17 protein-coding genes are annotated in these 17,382 nt (G+C 62.6%); all 17 read right to left on the bottom strand.

The window, feature by feature from the left end:
- Positions 1–9: 9 nt before the first annotated feature.
- Entirely contained in the window at positions 10–702 is a 693-nt protein-coding gene (gene urtE / locus GA566_RS04570; protein ID WP_137923040.1) for an urea ABC transporter ATP-binding subunit UrtE, read from the bottom strand.
- A gap of 2 nt (positions 703–704) precedes the next feature.
- The gene (gene urtD / locus GA566_RS04565) at positions 705–1,553 is read right to left on the bottom strand and encodes an urea ABC transporter ATP-binding protein UrtD (RefSeq protein WP_160471780.1); all 849 of its coding nucleotides are present in this window, start codon (positions 1,551–1,553) and stop codon (positions 705–707) included.
- Positions 1,550–2,749 carry an urea ABC transporter permease subunit UrtC gene (gene urtC / locus GA566_RS04560; RefSeq protein ID WP_160471778.1) on the bottom strand — a complete coding sequence of 400 codons (1,200 nt, stop codon included), beginning with the start codon at positions 2,747–2,749 and terminating at the stop codon, positions 1,550–1,552. The genes urtD and urtC overlap by 4 nt, the downstream gene beginning before the upstream one ends.
- Position 2,750: 1 nt before the next feature.
- The gene (gene urtB / locus GA566_RS04555) at positions 2,751–4,391 is read right to left on the bottom strand and encodes an urea ABC transporter permease subunit UrtB (RefSeq protein WP_137923037.1); all 1,641 of its coding nucleotides are present in this window, start codon (positions 4,389–4,391) and stop codon (positions 2,751–2,753) included.
- Positions 4,392–4,604: 213 nt separating this feature from the next.
- The gene (urtA, locus tag GA566_RS04550; RefSeq protein ID WP_160471776.1) at positions 4,605–5,861 is read right to left on the bottom strand and encodes an urea ABC transporter substrate-binding protein; all 1,257 of its coding nucleotides are present in this window, start codon (positions 5,859–5,861) and stop codon (positions 4,605–4,607) included.
- Positions 5,862–6,193: 332 nt separating this feature from the next.
- Positions 6,194–6,544, bottom strand: a complete 351-nt coding sequence (cyoD, locus tag GA566_RS04545) for a cytochrome o ubiquinol oxidase subunit IV (RefSeq protein WP_137923035.1) — start codon at positions 6,542–6,544, stop codon at positions 6,194–6,196.
- Complete coding sequence (gene cyoC, locus GA566_RS04540) at positions 6,545–7,189, bottom strand: cytochrome o ubiquinol oxidase subunit III (RefSeq protein WP_137923034.1); 645 nt, start codon at positions 7,187–7,189, stop codon at positions 6,545–6,547.
- A 5-nt stretch (positions 7,190–7,194) separates the two neighbouring features.
- Positions 7,195–9,168: a cytochrome o ubiquinol oxidase subunit I gene (gene cyoB, locus GA566_RS04535; RefSeq protein WP_160473217.1), complete on the bottom strand. Its 1,974-nt coding sequence runs from the start codon at positions 9,166–9,168 to the stop codon at positions 7,195–7,197.
- An 8-nt stretch (positions 9,169–9,176) separates the two neighbouring features.
- Complete coding sequence (gene cyoA / locus GA566_RS04530; RefSeq protein ID WP_137923033.1) at positions 9,177–10,145, bottom strand: ubiquinol oxidase subunit II; 969 nt, start codon at positions 10,143–10,145, stop codon at positions 9,177–9,179.
- A gap of 590 nt (positions 10,146–10,735) precedes the next feature.
- The gene (locus GA566_RS04525; RefSeq protein WP_137923032.1) at positions 10,736–11,209 is read right to left on the bottom strand and encodes a MaoC family dehydratase; all 474 of its coding nucleotides are present in this window, start codon (positions 11,207–11,209) and stop codon (positions 10,736–10,738) included.
- Positions 11,210–11,245: 36 nt separating this feature from the next.
- On the bottom strand, positions 11,246–11,698 hold the full coding sequence (locus GA566_RS04520) for a MaoC family dehydratase (RefSeq protein WP_137923031.1): 453 nt from the start codon (positions 11,696–11,698) through the stop codon (positions 11,246–11,248).
- A 63-nt stretch (positions 11,699–11,761) separates the two neighbouring features.
- On the bottom strand, positions 11,762–12,880 hold the full coding sequence (locus GA566_RS04515; RefSeq protein WP_137923030.1) for an acyl-CoA dehydrogenase family protein: 1,119 nt from the start codon (positions 12,878–12,880) through the stop codon (positions 11,762–11,764).
- 13 nt (positions 12,881–12,893) lie between these two features.
- Complete coding sequence (locus GA566_RS04510) at positions 12,894–14,096, bottom strand: acyl-CoA dehydrogenase family protein (RefSeq protein ID WP_160471774.1); 1,203 nt, start codon at positions 14,094–14,096, stop codon at positions 12,894–12,896.
- A gap of 92 nt (positions 14,097–14,188) precedes the next feature.
- Positions 14,189–14,656 (bottom strand): DUF1178 family protein, encoded by a 468-nt coding sequence (locus GA566_RS04505; protein ID WP_160471773.1) that lies wholly within the window; start codon positions 14,654–14,656, stop codon positions 14,189–14,191.
- A gap of 181 nt (positions 14,657–14,837) precedes the next feature.
- Positions 14,838–15,509 carry an NUDIX domain-containing protein gene (locus GA566_RS04500; RefSeq protein ID WP_137923027.1) on the bottom strand — a complete coding sequence of 224 codons (672 nt, stop codon included), beginning with the start codon at positions 15,507–15,509 and terminating at the stop codon, positions 14,838–14,840.
- Between the two features lie 48 nt (positions 15,510–15,557).
- On the bottom strand, positions 15,558–15,866 hold the full coding sequence (locus GA566_RS04495) for a DUF2818 family protein (protein ID WP_137923026.1): 309 nt from the start codon (positions 15,864–15,866) through the stop codon (positions 15,558–15,560).
- Between the two features lie 26 nt (positions 15,867–15,892).
- Positions 15,893–17,368, bottom strand: coding sequence for an NADH-quinone oxidoreductase subunit NuoN (gene nuoN, locus GA566_RS04490; RefSeq protein WP_137923025.1), 1,476 nt, complete (start codon positions 17,366–17,368; stop codon positions 15,893–15,895).
- Positions 17,369–17,382: the final 14 nt, after the last annotated feature.

Genomic DNA, 17,382 nt, shown 5'->3' with positions numbered 1-17,382 from the left:
TTGTCGTGCCTACACCGCAATCAGCTCGCGTACGCCGTCCTGTTCCATCGTCGCGCCCGCGCCCTTTGCCACCACTTCGCCACGGCTCATCACCACGTAGTGATCGGCCAGATGGCGCGCAAATTCGTAGTACTGCTCCACCAGCAGCACGGTCATGCCGTACTCATCCACCAACAGACGCAGCGCACGGCCAATGTCCTGGATGATCGATGGCTGGATGCCTTCGGTGGGCTCATCCAGAATCAGCAGCTTGGGTTCGCTCATCAGCGCGCGGCCAATGGCGAGTTGCTGCTGCTGGCCACCCGAGAGGTCGCCGCCACGACGTTGCCGCATCGTGCGCAGCACCGGGAACAATTGATAGATGCGGTCCGGCACGCCATTGGGCTTGCCGCGGCTCGCCGCGCCGATCAGCAGGTTCTCCTCGACCGTGAGACGCGGAAAAATCTCGCGCCCCTGCGGCACATACGCGAGCCCCGCCGAAACACGTTCGTAAGGCGCCTTCTTCTCCAGCGCCTTGCCGTCCCAGCTCACGCTGCCGCTGCGCGTGGGCACTACGCCCATCAGGCATTTCAGCAGCGTGCTCTTGCCTACGCCATTGCGGCCCAGCAGTGTGGTCAGCTTGCCATGCGGTACGTCGAACGAGACGTTGCGCAGGATGTGGCTGCCGCCGTAGTACTGATTCAGTGCATTGACCTGCAGCATCGTTATCTTCCCAGGTAGGATTCGATCACGCGTTCGTCGCGCTTCACCGCTTCGAGCGTGCCTTCCGCCAGCAGGCTGCCTTCGGCGAGTACCGTGACCTTGCCTTTCTCGCCAGCCAGCGCAGCCACGAACTCCATGTCGTGCTCGACCACCATCATCGAGCAGCTGCCGCGCAGGCTGTTCAGCAGCCCCGCCAATTGCATCGTTTCCTCATCGGTCATGCCGGCCACGGGTTCATCGAGCAACAGCAACTGCGGTTGCTGCATCAGCAGCATGCCGATCTCCAGCCGCTGCTTCTGACCGTGCGAGAGCAGCCCGGCCGGGCGATAGGCTTCGTCTTCCAGGCCCGTCAGCGCCAAGGTCTCTTCGATTCGGCGATGACCTTCACCCGTCAATCGTGCCCGCAGCGATGACCACCAGCGCTTGTCGCCCTTCATCGCCAGTTCCAGGTTCTCCCAGACTTCGTGTTGCTCGAACACGGTGGGCTTCTGGAACTTGCGGCCGATACCGGTCTGCGCGATCTTCGGCTCGGTCATGCGCATCAGGTCGATGGTCTGGCCCAGGAACACGCGACCCGTGACGTTGGCGTTGCGCGGTCCCGTCTTGCCGGTAATGACGTCCATCATTGTCGTCTTGCCGGCACCGTTCGGCCCGATCACGCAGCGCAGTTCGCCGTGATCGATCGACAGCGACAGCTTGTTCAGTGCGCGGAAGCCGTCGAACTGGACAGTCAGGTCTTCCACGTAGAGGATCGGTCCGTGCGTCGTGTCGATGACGCCCGGTTCGAGGATGCGGCCCAGCCCGGTGGCATCGCCGCTCTCCGCTTGCTCCACTCCCAACGCGGCGTTCATGCCTTGCTCCCTTGTTGCGGTGCTGGTACGGACGCATCCGTGTCCGCATCGATTGGCTTCGCAGGCTTGCGCATCGCGCGCAGGCGGCGGACCAGACCCACCACGCCATCGGGCAGGTACAGCGTCACGAGCACGAACATCGCCCCGAGCAGGAACAACCAGTATTCGGCGAAGTAAGCGGTGAACATCGTCTTGGCACCGTTGACCAGGAACGCGCCAATGATCGGACCAATCAGCGTGCCGCGTCCGCCCACCGCTACCCACACGGCCATCTCGATCGAATTGGCCGGAGACATTTCGCCCGGGTTGATGATGCCCACCTGCGGCACGTACAGCGCGCCAGCAATACCGCACAGCACTGCCGAGAACGTCCACACGAACAGCTTGTAGCCGAGCGGGTTATAGCCCGAGAACATCACGCGCATCTCCGCATCGCGCACGGCCGTGACCACGCGACCGAGCTTCGACGTCACGATGTAGCGGCACGCGATGAAGCCGCCGATCAGCGCGAGGAACGTCAGCACGAACAGCGCGGTACGCGTTTCCGGCGCTGCCACTGCATAACCCGCAATGCGCTTGAAGTCCGTGAAGCCGTTGTTGCCGCCGAAGCCCGTCTCGTTACGGAAGAACAGCAGCATCGCCGCATACGTGAGCGCCTGCGTGATGATCGACAGGTACACGCCCTTGATGCGCGAGCGGAACGCAAAGAAGCCGAACAGCCACGCCAGCACGCCCGGCACCAGCACCACGAGCAGCAGCGCGTAAGGCAGATGCTCGGTGCCATGCCAGAACCACGGCAGTTCCTTCCAGTCGAGGAACACCATGAAGTCGGGCAGGTCGCTCTTGTACACGCCTTCGCGGCCAATCGACCGCATCAGGTACATGCCCATCGCATAGCCGCCCAGCGCGAAGAACAAACCATGGCCGAGGCTCAGGATGCCGCAGTAACCCCACACGAGGTCGAGTGCGATGGCTGCCAGCGCAAAACACATGATCTTGCCGATCAGCGTCAACGCGTAGGCCGAGAGATGCAGCGGATGGCCTTCCGGCAGCATCAGCGCGCAGATCGGCACGCCGATACCGACGATGACCGTGAACGCTACCAGCAGCGTCCAGATGCGGCCGGAGAAGAGCGGCTGGCGCTCGGGAACTGCGAGCCGGAACGCCTTGCCGGATTTCGATTGGAAACTGGACATGTCAGGCCTCCGCGCTGCGCCCTTTGAGCGCGAAAAGTCCTTGCGGGCGCTTCTGGATGAAGAGCACGATCAGCACGAGGACAAAGATCTTCGCCAGCACCGCGCCGTAGAACGGCTCGATGAACTTGTTGATGATGCCGAGGCCGAACGCGCCCACGATGGTGCCGGCCAACTGGCCTACCCCGCCGAGCACCACGACCATGAACGAGTCGATGATGTACGCCTGCCCCAGGTCCGGCCCCACGTTGCCGATCTGCGAGAGCGCGCATCCGCCCAGCCCTGCAATACCGGCACCGAACGCGAACGCGTAGCTGTCCACCTTCCACGTACGCACGCCCACGCAGGCGGCCATCGTGCGATTTTGCGTCGTGGCGCGCACGAACAGGCCCAGGCGCGTGCGGTTCAGCACGGCCCACGCCACAGCGACCACGCCCAGCGCGAACAGGATGATGACCACACGGTTGTACGGAATCACGAGACCAGCCATGGCTTCAAAGCCACCGCTCATCCACGAAGGATTCGCCACCTCAACGTTCTGCGCGCCGAAGATCGTGCGCACGGACTGCTGCAACAGCAGGCTGATACCGAACGTGGCGAGCAGCGTTTCCAGTGGACGGCCATACAGATGGCGCAGCACGATGCGCTCGATCGCAAAGCCGACCAGACCGGCCGCCAGGAACGATGCCGGAAGCGCCGCCACCAGATACCAGCCGAATGCCTCGGTCGGCATGAAGGCACGGAACAGCGTCTGCACCACATAGGTGGCATAAGCGCCGATCATCAGGAACTCGCCGTGCGCCATGTTGATGACGCCGATCAGGCCATACGTGATCGCCAGGCCCAGTGCAGCGAGCAGCAGCACGCTGCCGAGGCTCAGGCCCGCGAACAGGTTGCCCACCACTTCCGCGCGACGCTCGTTGCTGCGCAACTGATCGAGCGCCTGCTGCGCGGCCACGCGTACGCCTTCGTCGGGCTCCTTGTACTTGCCCGCCTCGTCCTTCTCAACGAAGGGCGTCAGCTTCTGGCGTGATTGCGGATTGCTGTCGGCTGCGAGGATGCGAATGGCTTCGATGCGTGCATCGCGCGTGGCACCTGGACCTTCGGCCAGCACCGTGCTGGCCCAGATCACGTCAAGGCGCGCACGCAGGCCCGCATCGGCCTCGGCCTTGCGCGCCGCTTCCACCGCTTCACGCGTGGCGCTTTCCGGTTGATCGAACAGCGTGTTGATGGCCTGCGTCCGCACGGCGATATCGGGCGACTGCAGCAGCAGGCTGCTCGACGCGCTATCGACAATCGAGCGCAGGCTGTTGTTCAGTGTCAGGGACTCCAGCTCATCGGGCTTGACCGTGACCGGTTGCCCCGTGATGGCGTCGAGCGTCTTGTCGCCCTCGGTACGCACCATGCCGACCGACGGTGCAAACTGCAGCGCATCGTCCTGCAGCGCTTTGAGAATCGGTCCGGCCTGCGCTGCCGGCGCCTGCGTGATCCTGGTCAGCGCGGCGGTCTTGGCGTCGAAGTCGTCTTCGGCCAGCGGTTTCAGGTCGGCCTGCGTCAGCGGCGTGGCCGCCCATAGTGGGGCAGCGGCCAGCAGCAGCACAGCGAACATGGCGCGCAGCCATGAACGGATGTCGGGTCGGTGCATTCAGGAGCCTGTTGATAGCGCGATATGTCGCGTCTTGTGTGTAGAAGATGTCCCGCAGCGGCGGTTTGCTCCCCTCTCCCGCGAGCGGGAGAGGGGTTGGGGGTGAGGGCATGGCGGTGCAAGCTGCCGATATCGCGTCTTGAACTGCTGGCCCTCACCCCCACCCCTCTCCCACTTCATGGGAGAGGGGAGCGCATAGCAAAGGGCAACGTGTTAATTGCTAACCTTGTCCGCCTTGCCTTCGTTACCCGCGATGAACGGGCTCCACGGCTGGGCGCGGATCGGCTTGGCGGTCTTCCACACCACGTTGAACTGACCATCGCCCTTCACTTCGCCGATCATCACGGGCTTGTAAAGGTGGTGGTTGTCGCCCATCGTCAGCGTGAAGCCGTCCGGCGACTTGAAGGTCTGGCCGTACATGGCGGCGCGCACCTTGTCCGGGTCCGTGGTGCCGGCCTTCTTCACGGCCTGTGCCCACATATGGATGCCCACGTACGTGGCTTCCATCGGGTCGTTGGTCACGCGCTTGTCACCGCCGGGCAGGTTGTTGGCCTTGACCCATGCCGCCCATTGCTTCTTGAACGCATCGTTCTCCGGGTTCTTCACCGACATGAAGTAGTTCCATGCGGCCAGGTGGCCCACCAGCGGCTTGGTGTCGATACCGCGCAGTTCTTCCTCGCCCACGGAGAAGGCCACCACCGGCACGTCCTTGGCCTTCAGGCCGGCGTTGCCCAGTTCCTTGTAGAACGGCACGTTCGAGTCGCCATTGATCGTCGAGATCACCGCCGTCTTGCCGCCTTGCGAGAACTTCTTGATGTTGGCGACGATGGTCTGGTAATCGCTATGACCGAACGGGGTGTAGACCTCTTCGATATCCTTGTCGGCCACGCCCTTGCTCTTCAGGAACGCGCGCAGGATCTTGTTCGTGGTACGCGGGTACACGTAGTCGGTGCCCAGCAGGAAGTAGCGCTTGGCACCGCCGCCTTCCTTGCTCATCAGGTATTCCACGGCGGGGATGGCCTGCTGGTTCGGCGCGGCGCCCGTGTAGAAGACGTTCTTGGACATTTCCTCGCCCTCGTACTGCACAGGGTAGAACAGCAGCGAGTTCAGTTCTTCATAGACCGGCAGTACCGACTTGCGCGATACCGAGGTCCAGCAGCCGAACGTCACGGCAACCTTGTCCTTGGTGATCAGCTGGCGCGCCTTCTCGGCGAACAGCGGCCAGTTCGATGCGGGGTCCACCACAACGGGCTCAAGCTTGCGGCCCAGCACGCCACCGCTCTTGTTGATCTCGTCGATCGTCATGAGCGCCACGTCCTTCAGCGACGTCTCGGAAATGGCCATCGTGCCCGACAGCGAATGCAGGATGCCGACCTTGATCGGTTCCTTTGTCTGCGCCATCAGCGGGCTGGTACCGATCATCGCTGCGGCGGCTACGGCCGTCAGCTTCAGCATGTCACGTCGTTTCATTGCAGCTCCCAGTTCGTCCGGTTTATGTGTGTTGGCAGGGACTACGCACCCCGGGTGATGCTTCTGCAACTAGCGTGCCAATGCCGCGAACGCCGGCAATCCCTTGCCAGGCAACGCCTGCGTGACAAATCAGCAATGGGAAAACGGCCGCGCACCAGGACGGTGCCGGCGCGACGAAGCGGAAACGACGAGTGACTGCACCGGAACCGTGCAAGGCCCCGGGTGCGTGCATGGGCGCGTGCGCCCGGTGCCTGACGCACCAATGGGCACCATCGACACAAAAAAAACGGGACCCGCTGGGGGTCCCGTTTCTCAAACAGCGGCGAGGATGCTTACTTGCTCATCCACGGCATCATGTTCGCGTTCATGTTGTGCATGATCCAGAGCGAACCGGCCAGCACGATGAACAGGATCAGGGCCGTGAACAGCAGGGCCATCACGTTCCACTTCTGTCCGTCCGAACCGTCCAGATGCAGGAAGTACTTCAGGTGCACGACGATCTGCACCACAGCCAGGCCCAGGATGACCCACAGCATGGTGGCGCGGTCCATCGTACCGTCCATCACGATCTTGAACGGGATGGCCGTCAGGATGACCGCCAGCACGAAGCCGATCACATACGACTTGACGCTGCTGTGGCCGTGCGAGGCGCCGTGGGCGCCGGTAGCGTGTTGCTGTGCCATTTACATTGCTCCCATCAGATAGACGACGGTGAACACACCAATCCAGACCACGTCCAGAAAGTGCCAGAACAGGCTGAGGCAGTTCAGGCGCTTGGTCACGGTAGGCGTCAGGCCCTTCTTCGACAGTTGGTACATGAGTACCAGCATCCACAGCATGCCGCTTGCAACGTGCAGACCGTGGGTGCCCACCAGCGTGAAGAACGAGGACAGGAATGCGCTACGGCTCGGACCGGCACCTTCATGAATCAGGTGCTTGAACTCGTAGATTTCCATGCTCATGAAGGCAGCGCCCAGCAGGAACGTCACGCCCAGCCAGAACATCACGCGGCCGCGCTGCTGGTTCTGCATCGACACCATGGCAAAGCCGTAGGTGATCGACGACACCAGCAGGATGCCGGTTTCCACCGCCACGAAGTTGAGATCGAACAGCTCCTTGCCCGACGGGCCACCCGCCACTTCGCCGCGCAGGACGGCGTAAGCGGCGAACAGGCACGCGAACAAGATGCAGTCGCTCATCAGGTACAGCCAGAAACCGAAGACGGTGTTCTCGCTGGTGTCGTGATGCGCGTGGTCGTGCGACTCGTCGTGCGAGTGCGCATGCGCGGGGGCTTGCGCCCCGAAGCGGTCAAGAACTTCTGTCGACATGGTTATCAGCCCTGCGCAGCGACGCGCTGCTGGTAGCGGGTTTCGATCTGCTCGACCTCGGCGGCCGGCACGTAGTAGTCGATGTGGTCATCGTTGGCGCGGCGGATGAAGGCCACGATCATGCCAACCAGACCCACGGCGGCGAGCCACCAGATATGCCACGTCAGCGCGAAGCCCAGTGCCAGGCTCCATGCACCCATGTAGAAACCGGCAGCCGTGTTCTTCGGCATGTGGATCTGTTCGAAGCCATCGGTGCCCATCGTTTCGCCACGGGCCTTCATGTCGGCAAACGCGTCCAGGTCACGCACCACCGGGGTGTGCGCGAAGTTGTAGAACGCGGGCGGCGACGACGTTGCCCATTCCAGCGTACGGCCACCCCACGGATCGCCCGTGACGTCGGCCAGCTTCTTGCGGTCGCGGATCGACACGATGATCTGCAGCACCTGGAAGCCGATACCCATGGCCACGAACACCACGCCCACCACGGCCAGATGCAGCCAGGGCGTCCATTCCGGATTGTCGGTGTGGTTCAGGCGACGGGTCATGCCCATCAGGCCCAGCACGTACAGCGGCATGAAGGCGAAGTAGAAGCCCACCAGCCAGCACCAGAAGGCGCACTTGCCCAGACGCTCGTTCAGCTTGAAGCCGAACGCCTTCGGCCACCAGTAGGTGACGCCCGCCAGGTAGCCGAACAGCACGCCGCCGATGATCACGTTGTGGAAGTGGGCAATCAGGAACAGCGAGTTGTGCAGCACGAAGTCGGCAGCCGGTACAGCCATCAGCACGCCGGTCATGCCGCCGATCACGAACGTGACCATGAAGCCCAGCGTCCACAGCACCGGCGACGTGAATTCCACGCGGCCACGGTACATCGTGAACAGCCAGTTGAAGATCTTCACGCCCGTCGGGATCGAGATGATCATCGTCGTGATGCCGAAGAACGCATTCACGTTCGCACCGGAACCCATCGTGAAGAAGTGGTGCAGCCACACGATGAACGACAGGACCATGATCGCGCTGGTGGCGTAGACCATGCCCTTGTAGCCGAACAGCTTCTTGCGCGAGAACGTGGCAATGATTTCCGAGAAGATACCGAATGCCGGCAGCACCAGGATGTAGACCTCGGGGTGGCCCCAGATCCAGATCAGGTTCACGTACATCATGGCGTTACCGCCACCGTCGTTCGTGAAGAAGTGCATGTCGAAGTAACGGTCCAGGCCCAGCAGCGCCAGCGACACCGTCAGCACCGGGAAGGCTGCCACGATCAGCACGTTCGTGCACAGCACGGTCCACGTGAACACCGGCATGCGCATCAGGGTCATGCCCGGGGCGCGCATCTTCAGGATCGTCACCAGGAAGTTCACGCCGGTCAGCAGCGTACCCAACCCTGATATCTGCAAGGACCAGAGGTAGTAATCCACCCCCACGCCCGGGCTGTAGTCCAGGCCCGACAGCGGCGGGTAGGCCAGCCAGCCGGTCTTGGCGAATTCGCCAACGCCCAGCGACACGTTCACCAGCATCGCGCCGGCCACGAACAGCCAGAAGCTCAGCGTGTTCAGGAACGGGAATGCCACGTCGCGCGCGCCGATCTGCAGCGGCACCACGAGGTTCATCAGGCCCGTCATCAGCGGCATGGCCACGAAGAAGATCATGATCACGCCGTGCGCCGTGAACACCTGGTCATAGTGCTCGGGCGGCAGGAAACCGGTGGAACCATTGGTTGCCACGGCCAGTTGGGTACGCATCATGACCGCGTCGGCAAAGCCGCGCAGCAGCATGATCAGCGCCACCAGCGAGTACATCACGCCAATGCGCTTGTGGTCGACCGAGGTAATCCACTCGGTCCACAGGTAACCCCACTTCTTGAAATACGAGATCGCACCGAGCAGCGCCAGCCCACCAAGGGCGACGCAGGTCAGTGTGACCATGATGATCGGCTCATGAAACGGAATCGCCGACAAACTCAATTTGCCAAACATCATTGCTCCTAGATTTGCGCGCCCACGGCCGGGGTGGCCGGCGTGGTCAGGGACACACGCTCTTCGCCGAGCGTGTTACGCGACGTGCAGACCGGACCGCCTTCAAAACCTTCGCGGGCGACCGCACGGCCGTCGTGGCCCATGTACTGATGCAGAATGTCGGTGAACAGACCGTCTTCGACGCGGCCGAAGTACGTCACCGGTTCTGCTTCGCTCGGCTTCGCCAGGACCTTGTAGTCCTCCGAGCCAAGCTGCTTGCTGGACGCGCGCACCTGCTCCACCCACTTGTCGAACTCGAAGTTCGACATGGCGATGGCCTTGAATTTCATGCCCGAGAAGCCGCCGCCGCTGTAGTTGGCGGACATGCCGTCGTACGTACCGGCTTCGTTGGCGATGAGGTGCAGCTTGGTTTCCATCCCGGCCATGGCGTAGATCTGGCTACCCAGGCGAGGGATGAAGAACGAATTCATGATCGAATCCGACGTGATCTTGAAGTTCACCGGCGTGTTGGCCGGAAACGCGAGCTGGTTCACCGTCGCGATCTTCAGTTCCGGATAGATGAACAGCCACTTCCAGTTCATTGCCACGGCTTCCACCTGGATCGGCTTGACGTTGGATTCCAGCGGCTTGTACGGGTCGAGGTCGTGCGACGACTTCCACGTGATGATGCCCAGCGCGATGATGATCAGGCAGGGGATCAGCCACACCACCACTTCGATGCGGGTGGAGTGCGACCAGTCGGGGTCATACGTGGCCGACGTGTTGCTGGCGCGGTACTTCCACGCGAACACGAAGATCAGGACGATGACCGGCACGACGACCAGGAGCATCAGCCAGGTGGCGATCAGGATGATGCCCTTGATGTCCACGCCGACTTGCCCCTTGGGGTTCATCAGTGCGAAGTCGCAGCCGGCCAGCAGGAGCAGGCCAAGGCAAGGCAGGAACCGCATCAGGCGCGGCAATGTTGGTGTCTTCATGTCACGACGGTCTGGTTGTGTCACGCCTGTGCACAAGCGTGGCACCGCCACCTATTGCACAGGGCAACAGGCAGGCTGGGCTGGGGAAAACCGGGGACGTGTCCAAAGCTGGCGCTGCGGATGGGGCGATGCAAACGCCGGCGGACCATGCGGCCGGGCAACGCCATGAGCGCGGCTGGACAGCAACTGACGACTGCGTGCGCGAAACGCCGGGGGCGGGATGCGTGCGCTGAGGTAACCGACTGCCTGAACTGCGATCGTTCCCGGTTCGGAGCAGCCACCGGGAGAAGCGTTGTTTAACGATGCCCACGCGATTTACGCCTGCTTTTGACCGCCTCGCCAGCGCAGCGGGAACGGTCTCCGAGCGGATATCGCATTACATAAAACATCGTTGGCCGCGAATGTACCGCAACGCAACATTCCGGGTAAACCCAAACACAACGGAAACACTGTTCTTTTTATCGGACAATGTTCACAGGTGTCGCACAGAGGAAACAGTCACGCCGTGATCCGATGTTTTGCTCGGAATCTTCTGGACAAATGAAACGGGCCGCGTTCTAGCGGCCCGTACTTTTCGATGCAGCGAGTGCTTACGAGTAGCGCCGGCTGATCGATTCTGCCACGCAGACCGGGCGGTCACTGCCCTCGCGCTCGATCGTGACTTCCCACGTCGATTGCGCGCCGGTCAGGCCGTTCGGCGTCGGATCGAGCCGCTCCACCTTCAGCAGCTTCACGCGACCGCGCAGGCGGCTACCCACCGGCACCGGCGCGGTAAAGCGCACGCGGTTCAGCCCATAGTTGACGCCCATCTTGACGCCTTCCATGTGGATGGCATTCGCCATCAGTTGCGGCAGCAGCGACAACGTCAGGAAGCCGTGCGCCACCGGCGCGCCGAATGGCGACTCCCGCTTGGCACGCTCCACATCCACGTGAATCCACTGATGGTCGCCGGTCGCTTCTGCAAACAGGTTGACCTGCTGCTGCGTGATCTCGAACCAGTCGCTGACGGCCACTTCCTGGCCCTGAAGACCCTCCAGCTCTTCCAGCGATGCAATGGTGCGCATATTCCTTGTCTCCTGATTTTGTTGATGGCCTGGGGCTTACGCCGGGCGGCGCTTGTACATGCCCATGCCCTTGACCGTGCAAACGACCTCGCCCTTCTGGTTGCTGCCGACCCACTGGGTCAGCACCACGCCGCGGTCCGGCTTCGAACCTGACGGGCGCGCTTCCAACACCTTCAGCACGGCGGTCAGCGTGTCGCCTGCGTAGACGGGCTTGAGCCAGCGGACCTCGTCCACACCGGGCGATCCCATGCTGGTCGAGCGGTCGCCCATCGACTGTACCAGCAGACGCATGATGATGCCGCACGTCATCCAGCCACTGGAAATCAGGCCGCCGTAGATACTCTGCTCGGCGGCGGCCTTGTCGATGTGGAACGGCTGGGGGTCATACTGCCTGGCAAACGCGACGATCTCTTCCTCGGTGACGTGATAGCTGCCGAGCGCGATCTCGCTGCCAACGACATAGTCTTCGAAATACATCTTGTCGGACATGGGGGCTCCAAAGCAAAAAACCGCGCTCGGGGTTTCCGGCGCGGTTCAGGGTCATGCTATCGATCAGGCGGCTTCCTGGAAGCCCGGCTGGCTGGCGAAACGGCCCAGGTGATGGTCCACATCGCCAAACGTCGTGTTGATGAACGTCAGCCGCTTGAACATGTGCGCGGCCGGCATTTCATCGGTCACGCCCATGCCGCCGTGAATCTGCACGGCCTCCTGGCCCACCGAGCGGGCCGCCTGCCCCACGCGTGCCTTGGCGGCGGACACGTAGCGGCGGCGTTCCTCGGGGCTGGCCTCGTCGAAACGCGCTGCGGCCAGCAGCGTGATCGAACGCGACTGCTCGGCATGGATGAACATCTCCACCATGCGGTGCTGCAGCGCCTGGAAGCGCGCGATGGGCACGCCGAACTGCTGGCGCGTCTTGGCGTAGTCCAGCGTCGTGGCGTTCAGCGTGTCGAGAATGCCAACAGCTTCCGAGCACAGCAGCACTGCGGCATAGTCCGCCGTGGCTTCGAGTACGTCCCAGCCCTTGCCTTCCGTGCCCAGCAACGTGGCCGGTGCATCCTGGAACGTCACGTCGGCCGCATGCAGGTTATCGAGCGTGCGGTAATCCTGCACCGTCACGCCAGCACCGTTCGTATCGACGAGGTACAGCGAGATGCCGTCCTGGTCGCGCTGCGCACCGCTGGTACGTGCCGACACCACGAGCTTGTCAGCCTGCGCGCCATGCACCACCACGGTCTTCTTGCCATTGAGCTTGCCGCCCTTGGCCGTCACACGCACGTTGTTCAGTTCATAGCGCGACTGCTGCTCGCCGAATGCCGTGGCCAGCTTCACTTCGCCGCCTGCCACCTGTTCCAGCAGCGCTTCCTGGCCGCCGGCCAGCTTCAGCGCCTGCGCGCCGACGACGGTTGCCTGGTACGGCTCCACCACCAGACCACGGCCCAGTTCCTGCAGCACCACCATCATGTCGACGGCCGTGCCCGAGAAACCGCCTTGTTCTTCCGGCACCGGCAGTGCCGTCAGGCCCAGTTCGACCAGTGCGCCCCATGCGTTGGCGCCGTAGCCCTGTTCGGACTTGATGTTTTTCTTGCGCGATTCGAAGTCGTAGCTTTTTTCGACGAAGCGGCGGATCGCATCGGCCAGTTGCTTCTGTTCGTCGCTGAGATTGAAGTTCATGTCGCGTGTCTCCTCACAGCCCCAGAATCATCTGGCTGATGATGTTCTTCTGAATTTCGTTGGAACCACCGTAGATCGACGTCTTGCGGTAGTTGAAGTAGTACGCTGCCAGCGGTGCGGCATCGTCGTAGCCGGTGACCGTATGGGCCTGCTCGCATTCGAGGTAGGCCGGGTCGAACGGCATGGCATACGGGCCGGCGGCTTCCACCATCAGCTCGGTCAGCATCTGCTGGATTTCGGTGCCCTTGATCTTGAGCATCGATGCCTCGGGACCGGGGCCCTTGCCAGCGGCTTCGCTCGACACCACGCGCAGCACGGTGATTTCCAGCGCCATCAATTCGATTTCCAGCGCGGCCACCTTGTTGGCGTACACCGGATCTTCCAGCAGCGGCTTGCCGTTCTTTTCCTGCTGGCGCGCCACGCGCTTCAGGAAAGCCAGTTCGCGCTTGGATGCGCCCACGCGGGCAATGCCGGTACGCTCGTGGCCGAGCAGATACTTGGCGTACGTCCAGCCGCGGTTTTCCTCGCCGACGCGGTTCTCCACCGGAACCTTCACGTTGTCGAAGAACACTTCGTTCACTTCATGGTCTTCATCGAGCATGATGATCGGACGCACCGTGATGCCCGGCGTCTTCATGTCGATCAGCAGGAACGAGATGCCTTCCTGCTTCTTGGCCTCGGGGTCCGTGCGTACCAGGCAGAAGATCATGTCGGCGTGCTGGCCCAGCGTCGTCCAGGTCTTCTGACCGTTGACGATGTAGTGCTTGCCATCCGAAGTCAGTTCCGCCTTCGTCTTGACCGAAGCCAGGTCCGAACCGGAGCCCGGCTCCGAATAGCCCTGGCACCACCAGTCGGTGCAATCCAGGATACGCGGTAGGTAATAGGACTTCTGCTCGGCGTTGCCGTACTTCATGATCACGGGCGCGACCATCGCCACGCCGAACGGCAGCACGCCGGGCGCGCCGACGCGGGCATTTTCCTCATCCCAGATATGGCGCTGCGTGGCGTTCCAGCCCGTGCCGCCGAAGTCCACCGGCCAGTGCGGCGCGGACCAGCCCTTCTTGGCCAGCGTCTTGTGCCAGAGCACGAGATCGTCGCGGCTGGGGCGGCGGTGGTTGAGAACCTTTTCGCGGATATCCGCAGGCAGGTTGGCCTCGAGCCAGCTGCGCACTTCCTGACGGAAGGCGTTGTCGGCTTCCGAGTAGTTGAGATCCATGCCCGTCTCCATGATGTGCCGGCGCTGGCGCCGGCCGTTTGTTTTACCTCGCGCATCGCTGCGCTGGATAAAACCGGGCACAGGATGCTTGTTCAGTGGGCCGTCTGCTTCAATGCGTCCGGCACGAGGAGCGGAAAGGTGTCGATGCCTTCGTCGGCCAGCGCCTGCGCATCCTCGGGAGTGGCCGAGCCGCGAATGCCGCGCTCGGGTGCCTCCTGATAATGGATGCGCCGCGCTTCTTCCACGAATCGGTCGCCCACGTCCTCGGTCTGTGCCATCACCTGCCGCACGGCCTTCAGGTAGGTGGCCTGCAGCGCTTGCATCAACTGCTGCGCATCGGCCGGCCCTTCCTCGCCCTGGCGGGATTGCGTCGGCGCCGGCTTCGCGGTCGCACCCGAAAGATTCAGGCGCGGCGCGCTGGGCAGGCGGCTGACCGCATGGTCGCCACAGACCGGACATTGGACGAGATCGCGTGAAAGCTGCGATTGCGCATCTTCCTCCGAGGCAAACCAGCCCTCGAAACGATGGTCTTGCGCACAGCGCAGGTCGAGCACCTTCATGATCTTTCCAGCCCGTCGGGGCAATGTTAGCCGTGAATCGAAATTTTGTGAACGGTCGTGCTAATTTATTTCTCGACCGTTGTCGCCTGGCAGGACGTGTTCGCGACACATCTCCGCCTGCAGCAGCCTAACTGGGCGCCAGGCCTTGGAAAATCAAGGGAAAACCCTCCCCAGCCCTTCCTCAACCCGTCACCCGGTTCGATGAAGCAGGCGGCTCAGTCTGCTCGCCGGGCACCCACGTACCCGAGATGATCTTCTCCAGCCAGAACGCGCCGATGATCGTCTTCACATCGGTAATACGCCCCTGACGTACCCAGTCGATTACCTGACCGACCGGCGTGACGAATGTCTCCAGGAACTCGCCATCATCGAGCTTCGACTCGCCAGCAGACAGATCGCGCGCCAGGAAGATGTCTATGAATTCGGTGGAATAGGAAATCACGGGATGGATGCGCGTCAGGTAGTCCCAGCGCTTCGCCGTGTAGCCGGTTTCTTCCAGCAACTCCCGTTCCCCGCAGCGCTGCGCACCCTCTTCCGGGTCGAGCTTGCCAGCCGGGAATTCGAGCATGACCTCGCCCACCGGATAGCGGAACTGGCGCTCCATCAGCACGGTGCCGTCGTCGAACAGCGGGATCATCATCACCGCGCCCGGATGCAGCACGTACTCGCGCCCGGCCTGTTTGCCATCGGGCAGGCGGACGATGTCTTGTTTGAGCGTCAGGAATTTGCCGCGATGGATCGTCGCGGATGCGACGGCTGTTTCCCGAAGATGCGCATCAGCCGGCTCGGAAGCGTCGGACTGGTTGGCGGGAAATGCGGCGGAAGAAACTGCTGCGGATGTCTTGTCGGACATGGACGCTCCGGATAAGGCACGGTCCCGGAGCGTCAGGGTGTGGCCGCGTCAGGCCGTGCGATGTTTGACGAGGTATTGCCAGGTGAAGCCGGGAAAGGCAAACACCAGCATCATGCAGCCCGTGATCGCGTAGAACTGCCAGCCCTGCGGGAAGGTGTTGCCAAGGCTGGCTTCCACCGCAAGACCGGCGAGACCCGCCAGCACGTACCACGTGAAGAGTTCCACCAGGCGCAGCCACAGCGGCTTGCGGGCCCATTTCAGGCCAATCGCCGCGAACAGGCGCTGGTTGACGAACGGCAGGTTGGCACACACCAGTGCCAACAAGATGACAAACCAGCCGCCTGCCGAGGAACTCATTGCATCACCTTATAGCGTTACGTTGCTTACGACGCCAGTGTCGCACGGATGGCCTCGTAGCACAGGCTCATCAGTGCCGCCGGGAAGATACCCAGCAGGATCACGGCCAGCCCGTTGAGGCTCAGCATCGCGCGCACGCCGCCCGATGCTTCCAGCGGCTCTTCGCCAGCCGGTGCATCGAAGTACATCAGCTTGACGATACGCAGGTAGTAGAACGCGCCGATCAGCGAGAACAGCACCGCCACCACGGCCAGCCAGCTCATACCGGCCTTGACCACGGCCTGCAGCACGGCCAGCTTGGCGTAGAAGCCCACGGTCGGCGGAATGCCGGCCATCGAGAACATCATCACCAGCATCAGGAAGGCGAACCACGGATGGCGGCGCGACATGCCCTTCAGGTCTTCCAGCGTTTCCGCCTCGAAGCCCTTGCGGGTGCGGATCAGGATCAGGCCGAACGTGCCGAGCGTGGTCAGCATGTACGTGATCGAGTAGAACATCGACGAGCTGTACGCGTTGGCCGCGCCATCCACCTTGTTCGCCACCACGCCGGACAGCATGCCCAGCAGGATGAAGCCCATGTGCGAGATGGTCGAGTACGCCAGCATCCGCTTCAGGTTGGTCTGCACGATCGCGGTCAGGTTGCCGATCACCAGCGAGGCAATCGACAGCACCACCAGCATCATCTGCCAGTCCGTGGCCAGCGGCAGCAGCCCTTCCACCAGCACACGCAGGATCAGCGCGAATGCGGCAACCTTCGGACCCGCCGCGATCAGCAGCGTCACGGCGGTCGGCGAACCCTGATAGATGTCCGGAATCCACATGTGGAACGGTGCGGCACCGAGCTTGAACGACAGCCCGGCCACGATGAACACCACACCAAAGGCCAGCATCGTCGTGTTGACGCGGCCCGACTCCACCACGCGGAACACTTCGCCCAGGTTCAGCGAACCCGTGGCGCCGTACATCATCGACATGCCGTACAGCAGGAAGCCCGAAGCCAGCGCACCCAGCACGAAGTACTTGATGGCCGATTCCGACGTCACGCGCGAATCGCGGCGCAGCGCCACCAGTGCATACGACGACAGCGACAGCAGTTCCAGACCCAGGTACAGCGTCAGGAAGTTGTTGCCGGTGATCATCACGATCTGGCCGCCCAGCGTGAACAGCGCCAGCATGTAGAACTCGCCGGCGAACATGTCGCGGCTACCGAGGTAGTGGCGCGTGTAGACCAGCGTCAGGAACATGCCCAGCGCGCAGAACGCGGACAGCACGTTGGCCATCGGGTCGATCACGACCAGGTTGGCGAACGCGTAGTGCGTCTCGCCGTTGGCCGCGTTCAGGCCGAACCACACCGTCAGGACGAGTGTGACCAGCAGCGAAAGCGGGTACGCCAGGCTCGAGCGGTTCTTGCCGCGTGCGAGGTCGATCCAGTTGATCGCCGCAATGGCGACCGCCAGGAAAATGATTGGCGCCACCGGGGCCAGGCTAGAGGACGATTGCATGTTTATTCTCTCCC

Source organism: Cupriavidus sp. SW-Y-13, assembly GCF_009793345.1.
In the GTDB taxonomy this organism is placed as follows: Bacteria; Pseudomonadota; Gammaproteobacteria; order Burkholderiales; family Burkholderiaceae; genus Cupriavidus.
The sequence above is the reverse complement of the archived record's forward strand: the minus strand, read 5'-3'. Positions and strand labels throughout refer to the sequence as shown.

Excerpts from the sequence above, each read along its gene's own strand:
- urtC (WP_160471778.1), bottom strand. The coding sequence starts at position 2,749 with ATGTCCAGTTTCCAATCGAAATCCGGCAAGGCGTTCCGGCTCGCAGTT.
- GA566_RS04515 (WP_137923030.1), bottom strand. The coding sequence starts at position 12,880 with ATGAACTTCAATCTCAGCGACGAACAGAAGCAACTGGCCGATGCGATC.
- cyoA (WP_137923033.1), bottom strand. The coding sequence starts at position 10,145 with ATGAAGACACCAACATTGCCGCGCCTGATGCGGTTCCTGCCTTGCCTT.
- cyoB (WP_160473217.1), bottom strand. The coding sequence starts at position 9,168 with ATGTTTGGCAAATTGAGTTTGTCGGCGATTCCGTTTCATGAGCCGATC.
- GA566_RS04525 (WP_137923032.1), bottom strand. The coding sequence starts at position 11,209 with ATGCGCACCATTGCATCGCTGGAAGAGCTGGAGGGTCTTCAGGGCCAG.
- urtB (WP_137923037.1), bottom strand. The coding sequence starts at position 4,391 with ATGCACCGACCCGACATCCGTTCATGGCTGCGCGCCATGTTCGCTGTG.
- GA566_RS04520 (WP_137923031.1), bottom strand. The coding sequence starts at position 11,698 with ATGTCCGACAAGATGTATTTCGAAGACTATGTCGTTGGCAGCGAGATC.
- urtD (WP_160471780.1), bottom strand. The coding sequence starts at position 1,553 with ATGAACGCCGCGTTGGGAGTGGAGCAAGCGGAGAGCGGCGATGCCACC.
- urtE (WP_137923040.1), bottom strand. The coding sequence starts at position 702 with ATGCTGCAGGTCAATGCACTGAATCAGTACTACGGCGGCAGCCACATC.
- cyoD (WP_137923035.1), bottom strand. The coding sequence starts at position 6,544 with ATGGCACAGCAACACGCTACCGGCGCCCACGGCGCCTCGCACGGCCAC.
- cyoC (WP_137923034.1), bottom strand. The coding sequence starts at position 7,189 with ATGTCGACAGAAGTTCTTGACCGCTTCGGGGCGCAAGCCCCCGCGCAT.
- GA566_RS04505 (WP_160471773.1), bottom strand. The coding sequence starts at position 14,656 with ATGAAGGTGCTCGACCTGCGCTGTGCGCAAGACCATCGTTTCGAGGGC.
- nuoN (WP_137923025.1), bottom strand. The coding sequence starts at position 17,368 with ATGCAATCGTCCTCTAGCCTGGCCCCGGTGGCGCCAATCATTTTCCTG.
- urtA (WP_160471776.1), bottom strand. The coding sequence starts at position 5,861 with ATGAAACGACGTGACATGCTGAAGCTGACGGCCGTAGCCGCCGCAGCG.
- GA566_RS04495 (WP_137923026.1), bottom strand. The coding sequence starts at position 15,866 with ATGAGTTCCTCGGCAGGCGGCTGGTTTGTCATCTTGTTGGCACTGGTG.
- GA566_RS04510 (WP_160471774.1), bottom strand. The coding sequence starts at position 14,096 with ATGGATCTCAACTACTCGGAAGCCGACAACGCCTTCCGTCAGGAAGTG.
- GA566_RS04500 (WP_137923027.1), bottom strand. The coding sequence starts at position 15,509 with ATGTCCGACAAGACATCCGCAGCAGTTTCTTCCGCCGCATTTCCCGCC.